24 protein-coding genes and 2 riboswitches are annotated in these 21,644 nt (G+C 40.5%); of the genes, 6 read left to right on the forward strand and 18 right to left on the reverse strand.

All coding sequences use genetic code 11. From position 1 onward, the window contains the following. Nucleotides 1-17 precede the first annotated feature (17 nt). Nucleotides 18-1,124 carry a glycine cleavage system aminomethyltransferase GcvT gene (gene gcvT, locus JNUCC41_RS25890; protein ID WP_192205484.1) on the reverse strand — a complete coding sequence of 369 codons (1,107 nt, stop codon included), beginning with the start codon at nucleotides 1,122-1,124 and terminating at the stop codon, nucleotides 18-20. A 140-nt stretch (nucleotides 1,125-1,264) separates the two neighbouring features. Beyond that, nucleotides 1,265-1,348: riboswitch (glycine riboswitch) on the reverse strand. Between the two features lie 3 nt (nucleotides 1,349-1,351). Continuing rightward, nucleotides 1,352-1,439, reverse strand: a riboswitch (glycine riboswitch). Between the two features lie 374 nt (nucleotides 1,440-1,813). Here gcvT and JNUCC41_RS25895 point away from each other — a divergent pair. Beyond that, complete coding sequence (locus JNUCC41_RS25895; protein WP_192205485.1) at nucleotides 1,814-3,502, forward strand: DEAD/DEAH box helicase; 1,689 nt, start codon at nucleotides 1,814-1,816, stop codon at nucleotides 3,500-3,502. Continuing rightward, complete coding sequence (locus JNUCC41_RS25900; RefSeq protein WP_192205487.1) at nucleotides 3,480-4,280, forward strand: YqhG family protein; 801 nt, start codon at nucleotides 3,480-3,482, stop codon at nucleotides 4,278-4,280. The genes JNUCC41_RS25895 and JNUCC41_RS25900 overlap by 23 nt, the downstream gene beginning before the upstream one ends. A gap of 43 nt (nucleotides 4,281-4,323) precedes the next feature. Here the strand turns inward: JNUCC41_RS25900 and JNUCC41_RS25905 are convergent, their stop codons facing one another. The 9 genes from JNUCC41_RS25905 to JNUCC41_RS25945 form a co-directional block, all read right to left on the reverse strand. Continuing rightward, the gene (locus JNUCC41_RS25905; RefSeq protein ID WP_063233067.1) at nucleotides 4,324-4,509 is read right to left on the reverse strand and encodes a YqzE family protein; all 186 of its coding nucleotides are present in this window, start codon (nucleotides 4,507-4,509) and stop codon (nucleotides 4,324-4,326) included. A 116-nt stretch (nucleotides 4,510-4,625) separates the two neighbouring features. After that, a complete protein-coding gene (comGG, locus tag JNUCC41_RS25910) occupies nucleotides 4,626-5,012 on the reverse strand; it encodes a competence type IV pilus minor pilin ComGG (protein ID WP_192205490.1) in 387 nt (128 codons plus the stop codon). Beyond that, on the reverse strand, nucleotides 5,005-5,484 hold the full coding sequence (gene comGF / locus JNUCC41_RS25915) for a competence type IV pilus minor pilin ComGF (protein ID WP_192208338.1): 480 nt from the start codon (nucleotides 5,482-5,484) through the stop codon (nucleotides 5,005-5,007). The genes comGG and comGF overlap by 8 nt, the downstream gene beginning before the upstream one ends. Next, a complete protein-coding gene (locus JNUCC41_RS25920) occupies nucleotides 5,432-5,770 on the reverse strand; it encodes a hypothetical protein (RefSeq protein ID WP_192205492.1) in 339 nt (112 codons plus the stop codon). Before JNUCC41_RS25920 ends, comGF begins: the two co-directional genes overlap by 53 nt. Then, a complete protein-coding gene (gene comGD, locus JNUCC41_RS25925; RefSeq protein WP_192205494.1) occupies nucleotides 5,757-6,200 on the reverse strand; it encodes a competence type IV pilus minor pilin ComGD in 444 nt (147 codons plus the stop codon). The genes JNUCC41_RS25920 and comGD overlap by 14 nt, the downstream gene beginning before the upstream one ends. 7 nt (nucleotides 6,201-6,207) lie before the next feature. After that, on the reverse strand, nucleotides 6,208-6,507 hold the full coding sequence (comGC, locus tag JNUCC41_RS25930; protein ID WP_286182430.1) for a competence type IV pilus major pilin ComGC: 300 nt from the start codon (nucleotides 6,505-6,507) through the stop codon (nucleotides 6,208-6,210). An 89-nt stretch (nucleotides 6,508-6,596) separates the two neighbouring features. Then, nucleotides 6,597-7,631 (reverse strand): competence type IV pilus assembly protein ComGB, encoded by a 1,035-nt coding sequence (gene comGB, locus JNUCC41_RS25935; RefSeq protein WP_192205496.1) that lies wholly within the window; start codon nucleotides 7,629-7,631, stop codon nucleotides 6,597-6,599. Continuing rightward, nucleotides 7,615-8,691, reverse strand: a complete 1,077-nt coding sequence (gene comGA, locus JNUCC41_RS25940; protein WP_192208340.1) for a competence type IV pilus ATPase ComGA — start codon at nucleotides 8,689-8,691, stop codon at nucleotides 7,615-7,617. The genes comGB and comGA overlap by 17 nt, the downstream gene beginning before the upstream one ends. Nucleotides 8,692-8,792: 101 nt before the next feature. Then, entirely contained in the window at nucleotides 8,793-9,173 is a 381-nt protein-coding gene (locus tag JNUCC41_RS25945) for a Spx/MgsR family RNA polymerase-binding regulatory protein (protein ID WP_192205498.1), read from the reverse strand. A 215-nt stretch (nucleotides 9,174-9,388) separates the two neighbouring features. Here JNUCC41_RS25945 and JNUCC41_RS25950 point away from each other — a divergent pair, with 215 nt between their 5' ends. Both JNUCC41_RS25950 and JNUCC41_RS25955 read left to right on the forward strand, forming a co-directional pair. Next, the gene (locus JNUCC41_RS25950) at nucleotides 9,389-10,084 is read left to right on the forward strand and encodes a helix-turn-helix transcriptional regulator (protein ID WP_192205500.1); all 696 of its coding nucleotides are present in this window, start codon (nucleotides 9,389-9,391) and stop codon (nucleotides 10,082-10,084) included. 85 nt (nucleotides 10,085-10,169) lie between these two features. Further along, nucleotides 10,170-10,412 (forward strand): DUF2626 domain-containing protein, encoded by a 243-nt coding sequence (locus JNUCC41_RS25955; protein WP_076365317.1) that lies wholly within the window; start codon nucleotides 10,170-10,172, stop codon nucleotides 10,410-10,412. A gap of 55 nt (nucleotides 10,413-10,467) precedes the next feature. Here the strand turns inward: JNUCC41_RS25955 and JNUCC41_RS25960 are convergent, their stop codons facing one another. Together JNUCC41_RS25960 and JNUCC41_RS25965 are read right to left on the reverse strand one after the other, a co-directional pair. Beyond that, entirely contained in the window at nucleotides 10,468-11,586 is a 1,119-nt protein-coding gene (locus JNUCC41_RS25960; RefSeq protein WP_192205502.1) for a class I SAM-dependent methyltransferase, read from the reverse strand. A 375-nt stretch (nucleotides 11,587-11,961) separates the two neighbouring features. Continuing rightward, nucleotides 11,962-12,588 (reverse strand): MBL fold metallo-hydrolase, encoded by a 627-nt coding sequence (locus tag JNUCC41_RS25965; RefSeq protein ID WP_192205504.1) that lies wholly within the window; start codon nucleotides 12,586-12,588, stop codon nucleotides 11,962-11,964. A gap of 237 nt (nucleotides 12,589-12,825) precedes the next feature. Here JNUCC41_RS25965 and JNUCC41_RS25970 point away from each other — a divergent pair, with 237 nt between their 5' ends. Then, nucleotides 12,826-12,999: a DUF2759 domain-containing protein gene (locus JNUCC41_RS25970; protein ID WP_192205506.1), complete on the forward strand. Its 174-nt coding sequence runs from the start codon at nucleotides 12,826-12,828 to the stop codon at nucleotides 12,997-12,999. Between the two features lie 44 nt (nucleotides 13,000-13,043). Here the strand turns inward: JNUCC41_RS25970 and JNUCC41_RS25975 are convergent, their stop codons facing one another. The 5 genes from JNUCC41_RS25975 to JNUCC41_RS25995 all read right to left on the reverse strand — a co-directional run bounded on the left by JNUCC41_RS25975 (nucleotide 13,044) and on the right by JNUCC41_RS25995 (nucleotide 18,916). Next, nucleotides 13,044-14,216, reverse strand: a complete 1,173-nt coding sequence (locus JNUCC41_RS25975) for a YqgU-like beta propeller domain-containing protein (protein WP_192205508.1) — start codon at nucleotides 14,214-14,216, stop codon at nucleotides 13,044-13,046. A gap of 172 nt (nucleotides 14,217-14,388) precedes the next feature. Next, entirely contained in the window at nucleotides 14,389-15,555 is a 1,167-nt protein-coding gene (locus tag JNUCC41_RS25980) for a M14 family metallopeptidase (protein ID WP_192205510.1), read from the reverse strand. A 143-nt stretch (nucleotides 15,556-15,698) separates the two neighbouring features. Further along, nucleotides 15,699-17,552 (reverse strand): LTA synthase family protein, encoded by a 1,854-nt coding sequence (locus JNUCC41_RS25985; RefSeq protein ID WP_192205512.1) that lies wholly within the window; start codon nucleotides 17,550-17,552, stop codon nucleotides 15,699-15,701. 167 nt (nucleotides 17,553-17,719) lie between these two features. Continuing rightward, nucleotides 17,720-18,691 carry an ROK family glucokinase gene (locus JNUCC41_RS25990; RefSeq protein WP_192205520.1) on the reverse strand — a complete coding sequence of 324 codons (972 nt, stop codon included), beginning with the start codon at nucleotides 18,689-18,691 and terminating at the stop codon, nucleotides 17,720-17,722. Between the two features lie 15 nt (nucleotides 18,692-18,706). Beyond that, nucleotides 18,707-18,916: a YqgQ family protein gene (locus tag JNUCC41_RS25995; protein WP_076365307.1), complete on the reverse strand. Its 210-nt coding sequence runs from the start codon at nucleotides 18,914-18,916 to the stop codon at nucleotides 18,707-18,709. 213 nt (nucleotides 18,917-19,129) lie between these two features. Between JNUCC41_RS25995 and JNUCC41_RS26000 the strand changes: the two genes are divergently transcribed. Then, nucleotides 19,130-19,990, forward strand: a complete 861-nt coding sequence (locus JNUCC41_RS26000; RefSeq protein WP_192205522.1) for a hypothetical protein — start codon at nucleotides 19,130-19,132, stop codon at nucleotides 19,988-19,990. Here JNUCC41_RS26000 and JNUCC41_RS26005 read toward each other — a convergent pair. Next, nucleotides 19,985-21,523 (reverse strand): rhomboid family intramembrane serine protease, encoded by a 1,539-nt coding sequence (locus JNUCC41_RS26005; protein ID WP_192205530.1) that lies wholly within the window; start codon nucleotides 21,521-21,523, stop codon nucleotides 19,985-19,987. The genes JNUCC41_RS26000 and JNUCC41_RS26005 overlap by 6 nt on opposite strands. Between the last annotated feature and the right edge of the window lie 121 nt (nucleotides 21,524-21,644).

Genomic DNA, 21,644 nt, shown 5'->3' on the forward strand with positions numbered 1-21,644 from the left:
CTAATGACCATTCCCCTCTATTTACGTGGTTTTTTATAAAAAGGTGTTTGTATGATAACGGCTTTCAAACGCTTGGAACGGATTTCCACTTCTACTTCCGCATCCAGTACCGAAAATTCCTTATCGATAAGTACCAATCCCACGTTTTTCTTCAACGTGGGTGATTGGGTACCGGTCGTGACCTCACCAATGACTTTATCACCGCTGTAGATCTTATACCCATGACGCGGAATGCCACGGTCAATCATTTCAATTCCCACAAGCTTGCGGGGAGCTCCATTCTCCTTTTGCTCAGCAAGAACGGCTTTCCCGAAAAAATCCGCTTCCTTATCCACTTTCACTGCAAAACCAATACCGGCTTCTATCGGGGTGATGTCCGCTGAAAGCTCCTGCCCATAAAGCGGCAGTTTCGCTTCAAAACGCAGGGTATCACGAGCACCTAAACCAATCGGCTGAACCCCCTCTTCCTTTCCGGCTTCCATAATCGCCTTCCAAAGGGCAGGACCATTTTCACTGTCACTATATATCTCAAAACCATCTTCACCAGTGTATCCAGTACGGGATACCAGCGTGGAGATACCGTTAATCAGGACATTTTCCTTGAACTTGAAAAATCCAATTTCACTTAAGTCAGTATTTCCCGATAGTTTTTGTAATATCTTTTCTGCAGATGGTCCTTGAAGTGCCAGCTGTGTATAGTCACTCGATACATTCGTAATTTGGACATCTTCCGTTAAATTAGCTTGAAGCCAATTGAAATCTTTTTCTGTATTCGCTGCATTGACCACGAGCAGATAGTCGTCCTCTGCCCTTTTATACACGATAAGATCATCAACCGTGCCTCCGTTTTCATAACACATGGCGGTATATTGGGCACCGCCCTGCTGCAGCTTTGATATATCATTAGTGAGCATTTTCTGTAAAAAGGAAAGGCTCCCAGGACCCTTAACATCGACTTCCCCCATATGGGAAACATCGAATAACCCCGATTTTGTACGTACGGCTTCATGTTCGTCCTTGATACCCGAAAATTGGACAGGAAGTTCCCAGCCGCCAAAATCGATCGTTTTACCTCCGTATTCACGATAAACCTCGAATAGTGGTGTTCTTTTTAAATTGGTCAAAAAATGACCCCCTTCAGATTTTTTTTAAAATTAATTGGCTTCATTATCAAAAGCTTCTTGTCATTTCGCATCAGGTATATCCTGATTCATGCTGTGAAAAAAGCACAAAAAAGGACAGAGAAAGCCCATTTGAGCTTTTTCTCTGTCCTGAAACCTGAAAGTTTACCTATGTAATAGGTTTTCCCCTTTGGTGGCCGTCCCAAAACGGGCGGCGCTCTCCAGAGTTGCGTCCAATAAGAGTTCTTTTGCCTGAGAGATTCACTGCTAAGTTTGCTCCTTCGGCGCTACATCCGTAGTCTCTCCCCTTATCTTCACCCGCATATGAATGGTCTGCCAATGAAAGGAAGCGAAATAGCCCCAAGCATCGGTAAAACCTTTGAGCATCATCGAATGCATTCCCTGCCAATTCTCCTAAAACTTCAGAAACCGTTTGAGTGATCTCCTTCAGTAATCTTGGATAAATTAAGAGCCTATAGCCCATACTAAGAAAACGCGAACTGCAAAATCGATGTACAAAGATTCTTTGTAGCGTTTGGAAATTGAATTTTCTAAATATACTTATATCCTACCCTAAGAAACTTATCTCTGCAATATCTTTTGAAGATAAATATTTTTCTTACTTCACATACAAAATGTTCGGGTTTTGACCCTTTATTAAGGAAATTATGATTTAAGAGGGAGTTATTTCTATGAAAATCAATATATCCTTCAATTCTGAATGGAATGACGAGCTTCTGCAAAAAGTGGAAAATGACGGTCCATGGGGAAATTGGGAGCTTTATAAGCTGGCGGTTCAAATGGAGGAAAATCTTATTATCCCTGATTTTGAAGGTTTACAGGCGCCCAAACACCTTCCGCAGTTAACCCCGCTTCCCCATCAATTGGAAGCAGCAAAGCAAGTGGTGGAAAAGATGAATGGAAAGGCCATTTTAGCTGATGAGGTGGGGCTCGGAAAAACAATTGAAGCAGGCTTGATCCTAAAAGAGTATATGATTAGGGGCCTTGTAAAAAAAGTATTGATCCTTGTTCCAGCATCCCTTGTCACACAATGGGCGTTTGAATTGAATACCAAGTTTCATATACCGGCAGTCGTTCAGAGAAAAAGTTATGTTTGGGACTCCTGTGATGTGGTCATTTCATCCATCGATACAGCGAAACGCGCTCCGCATCGAGATATCATTTTCACTCAGGAATATGACTTCATCATTATTGATGAAGCTCATAAACTTAAAAATAATAAGACGAAGAACTATGAATTCGTCCAAAATCTGAAAAAGAAATTTTGTTTACTCCTTACAGCCACTCCGATTCAAAATAAAGTCGAGGAGATTTTTCACCTCGTTTCGTTATTGAAACCGGGCCACTTGGGAAATGCTTCGCTCTTTTCGGAAAAGTATAAAGGGAAAGGCCGCAACATCATTGAAGATGAACACCTAAAGGAACTGGTCAATACTGTCATGATTCGAAACCGGCGGGCCGATACTGGCATTGAATGGACAAAACGGCATGTGGAAACCATCACCATTGAATTTTCTCCAACGGAACAGGCATTGTATGATGCTGTTTCCAAATTCAAGCCTATTTCGGATGGATCAAAAGGAAGCGCATTTTCAGCTCTCACTCTCCAAAGGGAAGCATGCAGCAGCAGAGAGGCGGTCTTTTATACTTTAAAGAATATGAAAGAAAAGTATGATCAGCCTTCCCCTGACTTTTTGGCAAAGCTTGATGATTTATTTTCTAAAGTGAATGAAACAGTCCAGAACTCCAAGGCTGAAAAAGCTTTGGAACTGATCAAGAAAATTGATGACAAAGTGATTATCTTTACCGAATACCGGGCGACTCAGCTATATCTCCAATGGTACCTACAGCAGAATGGAATTTCTTCGGTTCCTTTTCGAGGCGGTTTTAAGCGAGGAAAGAAAGACTGGATGAGAGAATTATTCCAAAAGAATATACAGGTATTAATTGCAACAGAAGCTGGAGGGGAAGGGATAAACCTTCAGTTTTGCCATCACTTGATTAATTTTGACCTGCCATGGAACCCCATGAGGCTCGAACAGAGAATTGGACGGATTCACCGCCTTGGACAGGAAGAAGATGTGATGATTTATAACTTCGCCACGAAAAATACAGTAGAAGAACATATTCTGAAGTTATTATACGAAAAAATAAATTTATTTGAAAAAGTAATTGGAGAATTGGATGATATTCTAACCAAACTGGATATTAACAACATTGAAGAATATTTAATCGATGTGGTCGGCGAGTCCAAAACAGAGGGCGAAATGAAGATCAAGATGGATAATTTTTCATCATTAATCCAATTCGCTCAATCCATGAAGGAAGGTGATGTTCATGCAGCAACGGGAAATTCATGATTTTTTAAAAACTTACTTTAAGGCCAACGATTGTGAAATACTGGATAATGCGCCGACCCACCTTACAGTCCAATTGACGATTGAAATGGATAAAGAATTAATGAACAGACCCTTTTATTGGCATTATCTAGAAAAAACAGGTGGCGTTCCGAACCCAGCACAGATGACTTTCATTACCGATCCAGAACAGGCTCCATCCGATTTAAAGGGAGAAATGATTCATTTTGGCTCCCCACGCCTACATCAGATTATTCAATCAACCAAAAAGCTGGCAGGTTATACTAGACTTTTTGAGGATACTCCTCCACCAAAGGGCGGCGGAAATAATCCTTTGTTTCCTTGGCTGACCCTGAATGTGAAAATATCCTATCAATGCGACCGTAAAAAAGATACTTTCATGTCGATCGGATTGAATTTAATCTCGGGTGAAATCATGGAAGGGTTTCACCATCGGGTTTTACCTGTAAAGGTCACCCCAAAAATACCGGATTACTCCTTTACGCTTTCACCTTTAATCATGCCCAAGAGTGGATTGGCAAGACTGGATACATACATCAGGACCAGTTTCGAGGATGATGACCATTCCTGGGCGGAGGAAGCAATGCTGCGCTGGCAGAATGATTTGAATTTATTGGAGCATTTTTACAAGGATATGGACGAAAAAAGTGAGAGTTATTATACCGAGAAAGAAGCACTAAAAGCCCAATATGAACCCAACATCAGAATATCCATCATAAACGGAGGATTATTTTACCTTTCAGATAGGGCATTGGGATAAGTATAGAATGAAAAACAGATGTCCTAAGTTCGGGACATCTGTTTCATTTTTTGATATTTTTCCTTACGAACATCGACAAAGCAAAAGGGACAATGCCAAACCAATGGGACATACCATGATTTTTATCCTCTTTTCTATGACGGCGCTTTTCTTTTCGTTCTTTTTTCGTCAGATTAAAATACTCGACAAGCTGCTGCGTCAGATATTTAATATAAGCGTTTGTAGACATTTAAAATCATCACCCTAAGCAAAGTATGCCCGGTTTACGCCCCTTTTATTCTTTCGCATGTACCCTGAACACGTGAACCTGTCGCGTACCATTAAAAAAAAGTGTTGATTTTCGTATTACACAGCCTGTTTTTCCAACCATTCCTTCACTTGCCCAGCTTCTTTATCGTATTGAATGATGACCCTCCCTTCGCGATCATTTTTGGTCGTGGAAGAAAACTCGATATATACGTAAGGACCTTCTTGTTTCATCAAGGAATACCGCACCACACCATTGGGATATGAAATTTCCCCCTGGATGATTTTTGGAATCTCTTCGCCCCAATCTGCCGTCACATCCTTGATGGCTAGATGGACAAGGTGGTCGGCCACAAGCGATTCTTCCACTTCTTTATAAAACTTTTTATCAATGATAAACTGGTCTATCATTAGTATCGTGAACATGATGAAAACACTCGCTACAATCATGACCATCGGAAAAACGACTCCTTTTTGATTATTCATCGACTTTCGCAACATTCCTAATGAATGGGTGAAATCTACGACTAAAAGTAGTCCCTGCTTTATCAGTTATATTTATTACAATGGCACCGCCATCCTTCTCAACCTGGAATTCAGAAATGTTCTGCAAGATGACCTCATGCCCCATTCCATTCACTCGTCTTCGGACCTTATCTTCATATTGTTCATACGATGATAATTGCTCACCTGAAAGCAAATATAATTTATTTCCCATTACATCCTGAACTTTGGAACTCCGGACCTCCTGCTTCATTTGCATGGTAAAGACCTCCCACTCTTTAGGATGCAATTTATCAACGAACCCCATTTGGGTGTGAATGATAGAAAAAAGCTGTAGAACAAAAAGGGACGTCGTCATTAAAATCATTAAAGAAAAAAGCATTTCGATCATCGTAAAGCCATCATTTTTTCGCAGCATCACAAATGGATTCCAGATTATCCGATTCATCTTCATAACGTACACACCCTTCAATCATTCCCGGGAAATCCCCATGGTCCTTCCAAACCAATTCATAGGATTTTTTTTTATAAATGATCTCCTGACCAACTGCTTCTATCTCCCCATCCATGAACGCCGTCAATCTTTCATATAATAAATGGTGGGCTTCTGTCCTTACGGCAATATCTTTCCGATCCATCAATAACTCTTCAAGAATTGGCAAAATGGCAAGGACCAGAAATATACAAACGGCAAAAGCGGCTATCAGCTCAAGGTAGACGTAACCTTTACAATTTCTCAATCCTGAACCTCCCTTTACCGATATTGAGGACCAGCTTGTACTTTCCCTTTGAGGTGTCAATCATAATCGTTCCGGCTTTTGAAGCATTTCCATACTGATTAAAATGAAAGCTGAACCCCAAAGTGCCACTTAAAAACTGTATATCCTTCGGTATGCTTCTCTCTAGGACGACCCCTTCCTTATATGACGAAACGGTATAAACCTTTTGGGTATTATCAATATGGAGGTAAATCAAGCTCTCATGACTGATGGCATACTGTTGTGCATAGAAAAGATCTTCATGGAATTGAGAAAGGAATAGCCTATTTTCCATTCCTTTTGTGAAGCTAGGATATAGATTAGGACCAATGGAAATCAGGAGTACAAAAATAGCGAGGACAATGAGGGTTTCAGATAGTGTATACCCCCCATTGGAATGCCGTATTTTCACTTCTCTCCTACTCAACGACCGTTACCTTTCCTTTACTATCCAAACTAATATCATCCCCATTAGGACAGGATGTCTGTTTGAGATAGCCTTGACTTTCCAATTCACCGATACTTCCGGGCAGTTTAGCATTGTCGATCTCATAAGCCTGTACCTGTGCTTGGGCCATCTTCACGAATGCTTCACATCCTTTAGACTGGATCGTTGATTGGTTCTTCGTGATATTGGGGATCGTTATAATCAAAAGGATGGATATTACCAGTAAAACAATAAGCATTTCAATTAGTGTAAAACCATGTTCATTCATCATTTTCTTCAACATATCATCATGCTCCTGAAACCATCTGAATACCAGATGACCTTCGAGCATTTTCACCTCCGGAATACAAAAATGAAATCCTATATACCTTCGAGCAGTGAGAACATCGGCAGCAAAACTGCCAAATAAATGGATACAATCAAAAGACCTATAAGTGAAAACATAAGAGGCTGAATGATTTTCAAGATTGCATTCATTCTCTCTTCAATTTTCTCCAGTAAAAAACGACTGTAATGAAGCAGCTCCGCATCAAGTCTGCCGTATTTTTGACCATTTGCAGCGACCACAGGTAAATTCCCATCAAAATATGGGAGCTCACGGAAAATCATTTCAAGTGATCTGCCCTCGATCAAATCATCCTTAATGATATTGCATAGTTTTTGATAAAAAGGCTGCTGTTGATTTATCGAGAATAATTTGATGCTATCGTTTATCGATAGCCCTCCGGAAAGTAAGCCACTGAATTGGCTAGCAAAAAAATAAGTTTCGTATAATTTGATGAAGGTCCCGAATATCGGAATTCCCATCAAAATCCTTCGCTGCCTTAATGGGCACAATCCGTTAAACCAAAATCGTTTGAGTACATACAAGAACAGGAGCAATCCGAGTAAAAAGAAGGGGAGTGCTGGAAGAATGAATGTGGAGGCTGTCATTAATTTTAAGAGTGCGTGCTGATCGACATCCATCGTGAAATAGATTGTCTGGAATTTGGGAAGGAGAACACTCTGAAGAATATAAAAAACGATGCTTACAAAAAAGACTAAGAATACGGGATACACCATTAACTTTTTTACTTTATCCATATCCTCGGTTCTTTTCTTCCAATATCGCCCTCCTTCTTTCAACGCCCGCTCCAGGTCGCCATATTGTTCTCCATAAAATATATAACTTACAAGCTGCGGATGAAAACCAAGATGGGTCAGCACCATGTACAACGGGTAACCATTCCTTAAATCGGCTTTAGCCTGAGTGAAGTCTTCCGCTTTCTTCTTTGATTCCTGAAACTCAAGAAAATGTAAAGCATCCGCCAAAGGATAACCATGATTCAATAATTCACCTAGCTTCGAAATAAAGACTGCCTGTTCTTTTACCTTCCATTTACTTTTTGGTTTCATCATATACCAGCCGTTCATATTCCTCGGAATCCACATAGCCCATCGCAACCGCTTTTCCGATTTCATCCTTCAATTGGCGGTAGCTGACCGTTGCCTTTCCTTTTTCATCTCCCATTATCCCGAGAACCTCAGCTAGGCTTTTACCATATAGCAATTCATATACACTTGCCCTTTTATTCCTGGCAGTCATTTTGCAAGGTAAAGCACAGTCCCCTTTACATGGAGGACATCGCAATTCAACCAGCCGCTGTGCTGTCACGCCAATCAAACTCTGCTCAACCTCAAGCAAGCTGACACCAAATTCCAGTAACCTGGAGATGGCGCCCTGGGCGTCCCTTGTATGCATGGTTGTAAGTACCAAATGACCGGTCAATGCGGCACGCACTGCGATCTTGGCGGTTTCTGCATCCCTGACTTCCCCAACCATGATCACGTCTGGGTCATGCCTCAGAACAGCTTTTAGACCGACAGAATACGTAATGCCCGCCTTTTCATTGATTTGGACCTGCAATACTTTTTCGGATACATTTTCAATGGGATCTTCAAGTGTAATAATATTTCGATTGATCATCTCATTGGCATGGTGAAGCAGGGAATATAGTGTCGTGGTTTTTCCACTGCCGGTCGGGCCGGTAAATATGAGCATGCCATGGGAATGCTTCAGGAGCGCAATCAATTTTTGAACGGTGCTTGGAAATAAGGATAACTGTTCTAGAGGAAGGATATTCTGTTGGGGGATTAAGCGGATGACCAAACTTTCGAGATGGGCAGTGGGTAAAGTGGAAAGGCGGAGTCCGACCACCTGGTTGGCCAAATGGATGGTGATGGCACCACTTTGGGGCCTCCTTTTCTCCCCTATATCCATCGAGGCAAGGAACTTCAAATGAGCGATCAGCCTCTCTGCTTCAAAGAATGATAAGGTTTCCTTTGGAACAAGCTTATTGTCTATCCTGAATTGGATGAGAGGTCCCTCCCTTCGAAAAAAAATGTGGATATCCGATGCCGATTCCTGGACAGCACGGGTCAATATTTTTTCTGCGGTCTTTTCAATCGATATCAATTCATTCATCACCTCCTATGATTCTTGTTGTATGGATTCGACAATCCACGACAAATTCCTTCTTCAAAAAAAAAAAATTCCCGAAAAGAATCGAGAATATCTCACATGCTCATTTTCAAATCAAAACTTTTGGAAACCAAATTTCTTAATGCGTCTACATTATGACCAATCACCAGTTTTTGCCCGTCTATGAGAATGGGCCTTCTTAATAACTTCGGTTCTTTTGTTAATAATTGGATTGCATCGGAAAGCATCATTTCGTCCATATTAATTTGTAAGTCTTTGTATGCTTCACTTCTTGTTGCTAAGACTTCATCAAGCCCTTCCGATGTCAATTCAAGAATTCTTTTTAACTCTGCTACAGTTGGAGTCTCTCTGAATAAATGTCGCTCATCGAAGGAAACTTGATTGGCCCTTAACCATTTTTTTGTTTTGCGGCAAGAGGTACAACTTGGATACGAAAAAAAAGTTAACTGTGCCATACTCATCACTCCCCGTTCACAATTTGTATACATTATCAACCTATGTAACAATTGTATAACATTTGCACAACTATTGTATAGATATTTGCTTTATAAATCAGCTTTATTTGTGAACATTTTATAAATTAAAGGGAGTTTGCTCTTTCTCTTATTCCATTTTTTTCTGCCTGCATTATAATGGACATAGTTAAACTATGGAATTGCAGGAGGAAGTAATGGAACAAACGTTAAAAATAACAAACGTGTTAGCTGATCCCACCAGATATAATATATATCAGTATATTGTGAATAAGCATGGTGATGTATCGGTACAGCAAATCGCCGATTCTTTTAACATCCATCCAAATGTTGCCCGTTTGCATTTGTCAAAACTGGAGGATATCGACATGTTGACCTCGGATGCCCGAAAGACCGGGAAAGGCGGTCGTCCCAGCAGACTTTATCGATTATCCGATAAAGTCATTCAGCTAAATTTTCCATATAGGAACTATCAGCTGCTTTCAAAGATTGCCATCAAGACGATGATGACATTAGGGGAACAAGGAAAACAGGCACTTTATGAAACGGGAAAAGTATTCGGGGAGGATTTGATCAATCAGCAACTAGCCTTGACATCGATCGATGGACTTAGTTTTGGGGAAAAGGTCAATATGCTTAAAAATGCGGCTACCCTCGCAGGATTATCTCCTGAAATACAAGCAAGCGAAGAAGAAAATAAAATATACTTCCGTATCTTCAATTGCCCGTTTAAGGAAGTGGCTGAAGTGGAGCCAAGAACAATCTGCTCCATGCACAATTCATTTTTAGAAGGTATGTTCGAAGCTTTGTTTGAGAATGTCAATATTGTGGAATTAGAAAATATGATGTCCAATTGTGCAACATGCTCATACCAGGCTTCGGTTCTCACATAGAAACAAAAGGCATCCTTTACATTACCTTACAATTTCATTTATAATTATTTTGAATGTACACGTCTAGACATAAGGAGGGATTCGGGTGGAACGCATGTTCAGAGTATGTGGATTTTGGACAGGAATTATGGCAATTTTCTTTTATCTTGGCCATATGCATCAAACGTCTTTGCTTTTCTTTGCACAAACGATCTTTTTTGTACTTTTAAGTTATTTGAAATTATCTGAGCGCATGTATATTTATGTTTTCGGCGCCTATCTTACCGTTTTCTTTGCAGGGTTTTCCTACTGGAGCGTATTTATGATGACTCCGGGTACCGCGCATTAAGAACAAGCAATATTACATAACCCATGAATTTTGATTCATGGGTTTTTACTTGTCATCATTCAGGAAAGATCCTCACATCTTCTGCTAAATTCTTTGTTTGGAGCAGCACTTTGAAATGCTCACTAAATCCCCCTGGAACGATTAGCCCCCGAATTGCACGATTACGCTTTGCCGTTTTCGAGAATGGATCAGTTCCTTGATGGTCCTTCAATTCTTCCAATATCCCTGCTTTAAGCAAGAAATCATTTTGAAGAAATAGCCCCTGATTGGAAAGTTCCTTTCTTTTTCCAATCTCGAGTAATGTGTCAAAATGGATATGTGTCGTCAAATCCATTTCACCAGGATACATAAGCGCATCTTTAATCATTTGATGCTGATGATAGCCCCTCAAGCTCCCTTGAAAATGAGCTGGCTCCTTCCATTCCCTTTCAGTATAGCCATAATCAATCGTAAGGAGAATACCCGATTCGATACAGGAAATGATTTTCTCATATTCAAGGACCATTTTTAGCGGAACTTCATATCGTTGTTTTTCATTTAAGGTGATAGTTCGTTCTGTAAGGTAAGATAGAATCTCAGGGTTGTCCAAAGGTTCCCTCTCTTCCACCAAATCGCCTTCCTTTTCAGTGACGAATAACTCTACCAGGGCTCCGTTATACTTTTCAATGACATGTACAGGCAGCGCGTCGAAAAGTTCATTTGAAAAGACGATTCCATTTACATTCGTCCATTTTTCTAAACTGGGGGCAGAAACTGCCTGTTTGAACATCCCAATACGTTCTTGCTGAACCTTTCTATGAAAGGGACTGCCATCCACAAGGATATAAGTCAGAGAGTCCCATATCTCCGGTTCCATTTCTTTTATGAAAACAAGGATGTCATAAGCCAGTTTACCGTCCCCTGCGCCGACCTCGATGATACTTGGTGAAACTCCGCACCTTTTTATCAAATAAACGAACCACCTGGCCAGTGATCTACCAAATGCATCCCCAACATTGCCAGACGTATAAAAATCCCCTCTTGAGCCAATTTTCTCTTTTGCGCGTGCATAGTAGCCTATATTTGGCGTATATAAAACAGCATCCATATAGTCATGATAGGAAATCCTTTTTTGGGGGCTTCCTGCAATCAATTCCTTCAAGTGATTTTTCAATACAATAGCCTCCGTCTCCATGATCTTCCACCATATTGAAAATTAAACTTTCCTTTTTCTTAATAAAACACAAAAATAAGTTTTTTTATCGACCATACAGGAAAACAAATTTAAGGTTCACAAAATGTTCAATTTTTCATCTCACAGTTTTTAAGGGTGCCACCATTAAAAAAATGATTGCTTTCGGTAAATATTAATATACGCAACATGCTTCAGAGCAGGATCAGAAGAGTCATCCACACTAGGAAGACACCAGAAATTTTCTTTAAGCCTTTTAAAGGTGAATGTCAAAACGTTTTTTTATTCAGTATAGTTGCGGAAATGACCCGTTTCAATATTTTTACATCATAAAATGCTAAAAATAAAACAGGTGCCATATGGCACCTGCAAAAGTCATTATCTCAAAAAGGGATTAGTATTCTTTTCATCCATAATGGTCGTGACAGGCCCATGCCCAGGAAAAACGATAGCATCATCAGAAAGTGTCAGCAGCTTCGTTTCAATGCTATTTAACAGCACTGCCTCGCTTCCCCCTATTAGATCGGTTCTGCCAACGCTTCCTTGGAACAAGACGTCCCCTGAAAAGAGGAAACGTTCTTCCTTCGCATAATACGAAACGCTCCCTGGTGAGTGTCCGGGAGTTTCGAATACTTCGAAAGTGAATCCTCCAATAGTAAGCTCCTGCTCATTTGCCAGGATGTGATCGGCAGGCTTCATTCGCATCGGATTTTCTGGGAACCAGTTTTGAGAACCATTCAACGCGGGATCAAGCAGCCACTTGGCCTCTTTTTCATGAATATATGCAGGTATCCCATAATGATCCCGAATAGCATCAAGAGCACCGATATGGTCAAAATGTGCATGTGTCAATAAAATCGCCAAAGGCTTTAAATTTTTTGTTTGTATGTACTGTATGATTTTCTGTGGCTCTTCACCCGGATCGAAAATGATGCAATCCTGTCCATCGGAGACTACATAACAATTCGTTTGCAGCGGACCTAAAGGAATTTGTTTCCATTTCATTTCCATCAACTCCAATATTATTTTCTATCTTCATCTTACACTAATTAAGCTGCTAATGTTAATCCAGTTTACTCAAGTCATAGAAGTGTCACCTATTAAACCTCGACAAATAATTGAAAAAATATTAAGATATTAACAAATGCAATCTTTTCTACATATTTTTGGTAGTTGCTTTATTCTCTGGGTATATTATTAGGGATTAGGTATTTATTCATTACGTAAAAAGGGGGTTTTGACATGATATTAATGGTTGTTTTCGGACTTGTGGCTATTTTAGCAGTGGCAGCTGTGTTTACCTCATTAAAAAAGAGAAACTTCTTAGGATTCATTTTTGCAGCCGGCAGTGCAGTCGTGTTTGGCTGGTTCACTGTCATGACTATCATCAACAGCGGTTTTCCTGTAGCCCATTGAAGAAAAAAGCTCGCCATCCGGCGAGCTTTTGTTTTTTTAGGTCATCATGTTTGTTTGAATAATCTTTGTATTTGATGGGTTTTCATATCAATGATTTTCTCAAATTGATATCCATATAAGCAGAAGTTGCCATCAAGCGAACAGCTTAATGGTTCATTTTCCATGTCCTTCATCAATTCTTCTTGTGTGCCTTTTTCCCAATTTAATTTAGTTAAGGTAAACCTTCCCTCATATTGGTCCGCATCTTTTGATTCATTAGGAATGAACGTTATGAATTCCTTGTTTTTTTCAATGAAATCATAGGATGGGATCACCCAATCTGAAAAGCTTTTCAATAGCGGCATGGAAAAAGAGTGGATCGGCTTGTTTGTAGAATCATAAAATGCATATGTACCCCGATCTTTTTTTTCTGTCTCCACTTGAATCGTCATCAGCGCTTTTTTTATCTTTTTAAAGTGAATGACATCGAGCATAACACTGTCCGCTCCATCCTCATTCAGCGCTTTTCTTTCTAGGGGAGCCGTCAAAGCAGGTTCTTCCTTGTCCCAATCCAGAAACATCAATTCATTTTCACTTGCCCATTGAGCAAAGGGCTGCGGAAAGTCCAGAGTTTCCATAGTTTGTTCATCTGGATTCAACACATAACTGCTGTATGTCCAATCTTCATAAAAACTCGAAACAAACAACTGGCCATCTTTAAATGAATTCCACTCATAAGCTAATTCATAGGCTGGGATCGCCACGGAATACAATGGATTTCCCGTTTTATCGAGTATTGTGATTGATGCTTTATCCGAAGATGTGAAGGACGATAACAAAATATGCGTACCAGACGGACTGATCGATACTTCAGAAAACGCAAAAGCCGGCTGATAGAAAACGGAAGTATCATTCGTCTCCAAATTCCATGTCATCAACTGGGATAATTCATTACCATCCCGCTTCACAGAATATAAAATGGTTTTAGAATCCAGCCATCCAAAAATGGCTTCGATTTTTTCCGTTTCTGCAGTCGGGACCTTTAAATTGCTTACTGAAATTTCCATGTTGGATTGGGAATGTTCTTTTTCCGTAACATTTACGGGTTTACTAAGGTCCTTGGAAGGCTCACAAGCCGAGATAAGAAGGATAGTGGAGATAAATAATGGGACGAAACACAACATCTTACAAATGGAAAGCCGCATACAAAGTGCTGCTTTGGATACTTTAATCTCCACACACCTCCCACTTCAAAACTAAAACGCCTGGCATATGTGAGCGAGACATTAGAAAGAGAGTAAGGACTGACCAATCGAATCCTTACTCTCTTTCATTATAAAGTAAAAAAGAGAAAATGTGGCGGATAATGATCTTATATTTTTTTGGAAGTATATTCCTTAGAAGAATGCATCACATATATAGGCCTGCCATCAAAATCTTGACAGAATCCTCATATATACCAGGCAAATGGGATAGCGGAAGCGGATTGATGCCCTTTCCCAGTTCGATTGTGAATCCGCCCCGTTTAAATTCCTGAATGAACCAATCTTTATACCCGGCATGGCTGTCAACATATTGTACGGACCGATATCCGCTGCGCTCCTCAAACTCCCTCGCAACATTCGCTGCCTGTTCGGGTTCATGGCCCTCATATCCCCAATAGAATTCTTTTCCCTGGGTGTGAAGTGCAAGCACTCTTTCAAAATTCCGTCTTATAGCCAGCTCCTTCATGGCCAATGCTTCTGGTTCTGATAGCGCGGTCTCTCCTGGAAAATCCCTCGGGGCAGGAGCTTTTGGAATCTTTCTGCGCTTTTCAATCTCCCAATTGGCAGGATATTGATTATTCAGGTCTACACCGCGGATATTGGCTTTCCAAGCATAAAAAGCAGGATTTCCATTATTTATTTTTAAAACATCAACCTTCCCCTCTGCCGCCTCCTTCCCCTTTAGGACAAGCTCGACTCCATCCGGATTCACCATTGGAACCATCGAAATGGTCATATCCCGATAGAAGGGCATACAATCCATTTCACATAGTGTACGATCATTCGTTACCGCCAGCAGAAAATCATTCAGCCATTTCATCAAAACTGCCGTAGTGATCCATTCATTAGCATGGAATGAACCGTTATAATGTATGACCTTTTCACCTTGACCGATTCTTACCTCAAGTAGTTCTTTTCCCAACACACTCCTCCCGATTGATTCAACCTTAATAAAGGGGTAATGACAAGATAGAATATCGAGATCGTCAAGAAGTGATTGATATCCATAAGGCTTGTCGGTGACAATCATGGGATTCATCACCCGGACGGGTACGGAAAAAGGTTTTTGTCCATCTTGATTCAACAATATTATCCCATCGATGGGCATGTGATATTGTAAAGCGATTTCGGCAAAATCAATATCTAACCGGGACTCTTCCTGAACAATGTACCCAGGTATCTGTACTTCCCTGCCATTTGGCAAAACCCCGCCAGTAATGGCGGGATTGGCATCCTCAATCAAAACCCGAGGAACTTGGAACAATTGACTGTAATATGTCAAATCATCCCCGCTTCTGCTCACAACTTTCATTCATCCTCCGCCCCTTTCATTGTTTTATCTTTATGAAGCGAAAAACAGAAAGATGTTCAGGAAGACTCATATGTTTCATAATTGTAGTGCTTCTGACTCTACCGAAAAAATAAAAAAACCTGGATTGTGCCAGGTTTCCTTTTTCAACGTTGCTCATAAAACCGGAGCAAATCCCCATAAATGATTTTGTCGGAGTACTCAAGTTCCTGCTTTGCCTTATCCAAATACTTTTCACATGAATCCTTTGCTATCGCCGCTCCGGTCTTTTTATCATAACAGGTATCCATCGTATAGAGATGATCCTTTGTGATGAAACTGCTATCGCGAAGAACGGTGAATTCCAATTTTTCATCAGAAAAAAGATCTTTGCCGAATTCAATATAATCATCATTTTCAATCCCCAATAAATGAAGGAGAGTAGGCCTTACATCAATTTGGCCGGAAACGGTGGAAATCATTTTCCCCTCCTGCCCAGGGATATGTATGATGAGCGGAACACGCTGAAGTTGGATGGATTCGAAAGGCGTGATTTCCTTCCCAAGGAACTGGCTCATGGCAGAGTTGTGATTTTCCGAAATTCCATAATGGTCACCATATAGTACAATAATGGAATCCTCATATAATCCATCACGTTTCAAATCACCGATAAATTGTTCCAAGGCTTCGTCTGTATAACGTACAGTCGGAAAATACTGATTCAAAGTTTTGGAATTCGAATCATATGGTTCCAATGTCCGTTCTTCTTCATTCAAAGTGAATGGAAAATGATTGGTTAACGTTATGAACTTGGCATAAAAAGGCTCAGGCATCCGCTTCAAGTGAGAGATTGATTGCTTGAAGAACGATTTATCATTCAAACCCCAATTGATGGAATTCCCTTCAGAGACTTTGTATTCATCACTATCATAAAACCGTTGGTACCCTAGAGAAGCGTACATTATGTCACGATTCCAAAAGCTTTTCTTATTGGCATGGAAGGAAGCCGTATTGTAACCTTTTTCCGTTAAGATTTCGGGGGTGGCTTTGTATTCATTTTGGGCATGAGTGAAAAATACGGCACCCCTACCTAAAGGATAGAGGGAATTCTCAATAATGAATTCTGAATCGGATGTTTTCCCCTGGCCAGTTTGGTGATAAAAGTTATTGAAATAATAGCTCTCTTTAATGAATTGGTTCAGAAAAGGAGTGATTTCTTCACCATTGACAGTTTTATTGATTACAAAGCTTTGAGTGGATTCCAATGATACTACGATCACATTTTTGCCTTTTGCCAAACCATAAAGGACATCATTAACCCCTTTTTGATTTGCACGGACATAATTTTCAATTTCCGACAATTCACTACCATCCGCAAGGGCCCGCTGGGCAGATGATTTCGTCTGTAATATTGCATCATACAGGTGATAATGATACGTACCGATATTCTTAACGAGGATTTCGCGGTCAAACGTTCTTGTCAGGAGTTCGGGACGCGCCGCTTCCGCTAAAGCCAAGTTAAAGAATGTCACTCCCAAAGCCATTAACAAAAAGAATTTACGGTCCTGGGGATTGTATCGATATTCATGGAATGTTTTTGGTCTGTATTTCAGCAGAAGCATCAAGACCAGAATATCGGCAAAAAACAAAAGGTCACTTGGATTGATCAATTCATGTACACTGCTTCCAAGATCGTTCATATTGCTCGTTTGAAAAAGAACGGGAATGGTTAAAAAGTCATTGAAAAAGCGAAAAAAAACAAGGTTGGCAAAAAGGACGAAGGTGATGAAAAAACTCATGATCAATAAATATGCTGTCCTTCTATTTTCTTTTAAAAAAATATTCACGCCAAGAGTAAGCAAGAGGAAACTGACAGGATTGATGAATAGTATGAACTCCTGGATCCAATTATCAATATCTATCTCAAAACTTGTTTTATAAGCAATATATGTTTTAAGCCAAAGTGAAATCAATACGACCCAAAACAATGAATATCCCTGTTTTTTGAAGACCCCTTTCAATCCCGGTCCCTCCTCATCGAAAAAGCGCTGGAGCCATGATGCAGAGCGCCTCAATCATGGGGCATGGTTCTCGCAGGAACGATTGCCCCCGCCCTCAAAAGGGAAGCATTTTTTGAAGATTCCATCTTTTTTTCTTATAGCCCTGTTTTCCACAGGGCAGCAAGGAATCACGTATGCAGTTGGCTTTTAATGAGCCAGGCTGCACCTATTACCCCTGCATCATTGCCCAGTGTGGCCAGGCTGATTTTCGTTGATTTACTAACTCGTTTGAATGCATACTTTCCGAAGGCAGAACGGACAGGATCAAGCAAAATGTCTCCCGCTTGCGAAACGCCCCCACCAATGACGATTTTATCTGGATTCATGACATTCCCAACATGTGAAAGTGCCAGCCCCAAGTAATTGGCCACCTTATTTACCACAGCTTTGGACAAAGGATCACCTGCTGCAGCGCATTGGAATAACAGTTTGGAAGTAACCGCATTTCCCTCTTCGACTTTCTGCTGAAGCATTGACTGTTCATCGGAGTTATTCAAGGCCTCTAAAGCCATACGGACGATTCCCGTTGCCGAAGCAACCGTTTCCAAACAACCAGTCTTACCGCAATTGCATGGTGCGCCTCCGTCCGTTACGACCGTTATATGCCCTATTTCTCCAGCAGCCCCACTGGTACCATGGACAATTTGCCCATTATGGATGATTCCGCCGCCTACACCCGTTCCTAAAGTTACACAAACGAGGTCTTTGGCGCCATTACCGGCACCTTTCCACATTTCGCCCAAAGCTGCCATATTCGCATCATTATCGATCACAGCCGGAAGAGATGTCTCCACCTCCAATAAATCTTTTAGAGGATAGTCCTTCCAGCCTAGATTGACGGCTTCATATATGGAACCGTTAACAAATTTAACGGGTCCGGGAGCCCCCATCCCTATCCCCACTATCTTACTCTTCGGTTCATTAAGTTCCACGAGCTTCGCATCAATTGCTTTGGCTATGTTAATCGTGATGAATTTTCCCTTTTCGGAGATGTCCGTGCCGATTTCCCATTTATGAATAATCTCTCCGTATAAATTGATCAGAGCCAGTTTGGTAGTTGTACCGCCTAAATCCACACCCATCAGCCACTTTTCCATCATTCTCACCTTTTTTTATCAATTTTTTTTCTGTTTTTCCCTTTCAAGAGACAATTGCTGCCTAATCAAAAGAATCGCCATTTGATAATCTTTTGTATCCATCATCTGCATACGGTGGATTTCCCTTATTTCGGCTTCCATCAGTTCAAGCTCGGCTAAGCGATCACCAATATAAATAAATGTACCAAATCTTTTCAAGTATTGTTGAAGATCATAATATGTTTTCATAGTAAACCTCTTTACTCTTTTCTATAGGAAAGTATATCGAATCAGCCTCTTTGTAACAAGCGCCCATTTCCCCTTTGATAATTTCCCCCTTCCCCCTCATACATGTCCAATTGTATTCATATGATGAAATATCAAGAATTTGGACTCTTTCGATTTGATTTAACAGCTTAATGTTTTTAATGCATTCATCACGCGTGAAAACGGAGGGGAAAAATGAAAGTACAATTGAAGTATACCGTCTTTTTGGTTTTAACCACCATTTTTGTCATCCTTTATTTATCGAATCATAAACAGACAGAGGAAACCATCATTTTTTTTCCCATCGATTCCTCGCTCCATTTTGAACATGCCTCCACCCATCTGACACCGAAGGGTACCGGGGATTCCACCTATACCATCACTTGGAGGGTGGAGTCTACTTTGGACCAGCCTGCTTACTTACGCCAGGACGTATCGCTTTTATACAAAAATGGAAAATTGGCAGGAGCTTTAAAAAATTGGCGCCAAAATAAACAAGAACTCTCTCAAAAAGCAAAATCTAGAGAATCCGAGAGCGGGCGTTATGAAGCGGTAACGTTTCATTATGCCGAAGTTCATCCGAGTGACACAATTTTCACCAGTGCCCAGCAGCTCAGTAAAGATAAACTCTATACAGTAACGACACCGGCTTTTCAATTTTTCCATCGTCCCCTATCAGAAGAACAGGTTCAGTGGAAAAAAACGCTGGACGGCTTGACAGATCAAACGGTTCGAAATGGTTTGGAGAAAGCTGGTCAAGCTTTTCAGGTTAATCTGGAACAATACAATATCATCTCTTTAACAGATCTGCCCTCAAAGAAAAATCAATGGCTTGCAGCCTTTCCCCAATTCAAACGGGAGGAAATCGTGGGAAAACTATGGGAAGGTCTTTACAAAAATTATGTGTTGGGAATAAAAAAGGAGGATGGATCCACTGTGACTCCACAAGGTAGCACCACCCCCCTATTGCTTATGGCGAAGAATCAAAGTGAAATACTTGTCTTGTTTACCTTGAAAGACGGTACCCCAATCATGTTGCGTCAAAAGTTGTTATAGTTGCTTTTCAATTTCCGCCAGAAGTTTAGTGTATGACTTATTATCCGGGGCAAGCTCAATGGCCTTATCAGCTTGCTCCTTAGCTTGATCGAATGATTCGAGATTCATGTACACTAAGGCAAGATTGTAATGGGCTTCATGCAAATCAGGATTACTTTCAATCGCTTTTTCATAATAATCCCTTGCTTTGTATATGTCCTTTTTATCAAAAGATAAATTTCCCAGCATAAAAAGCGATAGCGGTGCTTCAGGATTTGCATCCACATATTTGAATAGCATCTCTTCCGCTTTGTCCTCTTCATCATCATCTATATATTTCTGGGCCATTATGGCCATGGTATTATCATCTATAGCTGCACTTTCCTGATGATTGAAACCAAATTGCAGCAGGGCATAGGTCAGTATTACCGTGCCTATCAGAAAAGCCAGCTGCCGAAAGATATTCTTGGATTTTGGCAGGTGGACCACTCCAGCAGCCAAGAACCCTCCGATCAAACCTCCGATATGTCCTGCATTATCAATTCCCGAAACGGTGAAACCATATATTAAGTTAATGATGATCAACACGATCACCGATGAGCCCATCGAGCGCATGAATAATTTCGGATAGACGATGCCAAAGTACAGAAGTGCCCCAAAGCAGCCAAAAATGGCTCCGCTCGCTCCCGCGGATAGATTCGGGGTCATGATGAAGCTTCCTAAAGTTCCAGCGAAACCAGCGAATATATAGATGATAAGGAACCTGGCATTCCCATAAATCCTTTCAACTTCAGCACCGATTAAATACAATGAAAATGTATTCATCAGTAAATGAATGAACCCAATATGGACGATCATCGGTGTAAAGAACCGCCACCATTCCCCTTGTATGATATAAGGGGAAAATTTCGCACCAAACTCGATCAAAGTTTTGGAATTGGTGCTGCCTCCATTAAACCCCATCAAGATGAATATAGCTATTTGTATCGCCATGAATATATATGTAAAGAATGGCTTATTGGCATTTTGAAATACCTTTTGCTCTGCCTTAGCCTTTTTAACTGACTCCGAGATGGCGGCCTTCTTTACTGCGAGGACCTTTTCCTCATCTATTTCATTTTCTTCACGAATTTGAATTGAAAGTGGCTTTTTCAAAACAAGTTCAAGGTTTTGCAACGAATCATGAAAGTTTTCACACGTTAGAAGAAACGTGTTAACATTCGTTTTTTTAAAGGAAGCCACCCGTGAACTAAATTCATGATCATCCACCGGGGCGAATTTACTAACATAGATACTTAATATATTTATGGGCTTCTTGTATAATTTCCTTCTGATCCTTTCCCCATTCTGCAATGTTCGTTCGATATCGCGTTTCAGCCAATTAGCCCAATCCAAATCATGTCGAATGAGTCTTATGACTGGAAACTCCTTATTCTTATCGCTCTCAAGCCAAATCTCCTGATGGTTTTCCGTGACAGTGATCATTCGATAATCATAATGGGCAGTCAACTCCCTTATGGTTTCCCAAAACAAATAATCCTCTTTAAATCCCAATGCCTTCCCCACTTTCCAATGAAACTTAAGCTTTTAAAATTCCTGTTTCTTTAATTAAAACTATAGACGAAAACATGTAAAAAGTAAAAAAGGAGACTGTTAAAATCCACTCCCCCCTATC

Source organism: Brevibacillus sp. JNUCC-41 (assembly GCF_014844095.1).
Classification (GTDB): Bacteria; Bacillota; Bacilli; order Bacillales; family DSM-1321; genus Peribacillus; species Peribacillus aracenensis.

Bases quoted from the DNA above. Each gene is read 5' to 3' on its own strand.
- JNUCC41_RS25895 (WP_192205485.1), top strand. From the start codon at position 1,814: ATGAAAATCAATATATCCTTCAATTCTGAATGGAATGACGAGCTTCTG.
- JNUCC41_RS25900 (WP_192205487.1), top strand. From the start codon at position 3,480: ATGCAGCAACGGGAAATTCATGATTTTTTAAAAACTTACTTTAAGGCC.
- JNUCC41_RS25905 (WP_063233067.1), bottom strand. From the start codon at position 4,509: ATGTCTACAAACGCTTATATTAAATATCTGACGCAGCAGCTTGTCGAG.
- comGG (WP_192205490.1), bottom strand. From the start codon at position 5,012: ATGAATAATCAAAAAGGAGTCGTTTTTCCGATGGTCATGATTGTAGCG.
- comGF (WP_192208338.1), bottom strand. From the start codon at position 5,484: ATGAAGATGAATCGGATAATCTGGAATCCATTTGTGATGCTGCGAAAA.
- comGC (WP_286182430.1), bottom strand. From the start codon at position 6,507: ATGATGAATGAACATGGTTTTACACTAATTGAAATGCTTATTGTTTTA.
- comGB (WP_192205496.1), bottom strand. From the start codon at position 7,631: ATGAAACCAAAAAGTAAATGGAAGGTAAAAGAACAGGCAGTCTTTATT.
- JNUCC41_RS25945 (WP_192205498.1), bottom strand. From the start codon at position 9,173: ATGGCACAGTTAACTTTTTTTTCGTATCCAAGTTGTACCTCTTGCCGC.
- JNUCC41_RS25950 (WP_192205500.1), top strand. From the start codon at position 9,389: ATGGAACAAACGTTAAAAATAACAAACGTGTTAGCTGATCCCACCAGA.
- JNUCC41_RS25960 (WP_192205502.1), bottom strand. From the start codon at position 11,586: ATGGAGACGGAGGCTATTGTATTGAAAAATCACTTGAAGGAATTGATT.
- JNUCC41_RS25965 (WP_192205504.1), bottom strand. From the start codon at position 12,588: ATGAAATGGAAACAAATTCCTTTAGGTCCGCTGCAAACGAATTGTTAT.
- JNUCC41_RS25970 (WP_192205506.1), top strand. From the start codon at position 12,826: ATGATATTAATGGTTGTTTTCGGACTTGTGGCTATTTTAGCAGTGGCA.
- JNUCC41_RS25980 (WP_192205510.1), bottom strand. From the start codon at position 15,555: ATGAAAGTTGTGAGCAGAAGCGGGGATGATTTGACATATTACAGTCAA.
- JNUCC41_RS25990 (WP_192205520.1), bottom strand. From the start codon at position 18,691: ATGATGGAAAAGTGGCTGATGGGTGTGGATTTAGGCGGTACAACTACC.
- JNUCC41_RS25995 (WP_076365307.1), bottom strand. From the start codon at position 18,916: ATGAAAACATATTATGATCTTCAACAATACTTGAAAAGATTTGGTACA.
- JNUCC41_RS26000 (WP_192205522.1), top strand. From the start codon at position 19,130: ATGAAAGTACAATTGAAGTATACCGTCTTTTTGGTTTTAACCACCATT.